Source organism: Candidatus Symbiopectobacterium sp. NZEC135 (assembly GCF_025962695.1).
In genome coordinates, this window is sequence record NZ_JAGFPF010001564.1 from 1 (window position 1) to 507 (window position 507).

The following is a 507-nucleotide window of genomic DNA, read 5'->3' on the forward strand; positions in this document are numbered from 1 at the left end:
GTACGCCATTGAACTGCTGCTGCAAGGTTACGGCGGTCGCTGTGTTGGCATCCAGAATGAAAAAATGGTGCATCACGATATCATCGATGCCATTGAGAACATGAAACGGCCCTTCAAGCTTGATTGGCTGGAAACGGCGAGAAAGCTGTTCTAACGTTAGCATCATGTGGTGTTTAGTCATCAAAGCCATCCCGCCGTATGACGGCAGGGTGGTTTTTTTCTTGATGCGGCAGTCTGTCGGGAGCGTGTCAGGTTGCTGTCAGGTCGCTGTCGTGTTCGCGGCAGCCGGGTGGGCGTAGGTTGAGGCTGTGTTTCATTCTGTGAAAAAACAGCCATGAGGAAAACAACCATGAATACCAATCCGATCAAAACATTACGCCTTGCCCGCGCCTGGTCTCAGGAACAACTGGCAGAACTCTCTTCTTTAAGTGTCAGAACGGTTCAGCGCATCGAGAATGGTGAGCGTGCCAGCCTGGATACGCTCGGTGCCATTGCCGCGGCGTTTGG

Annotated in this window: 1 protein-coding gene and 1 pseudogene; both read left to right on the forward strand. The window is 52.5% G+C overall.

Features of this window, described 5'->3' with window-relative positions:
• Positions 1-154, forward strand: a pseudogene (locus J5224_RS35390) (ATP-dependent 6-phosphofructokinase); the annotation flags it as partial.
• Positions 155-349: 195 nt separating this feature from the next.
• Positions 350-507 (forward strand): helix-turn-helix transcriptional regulator (locus tag J5224_RS35395; protein ID WP_264629436.1); only part of this gene is annotated, 158 nt, incomplete at its 3' end.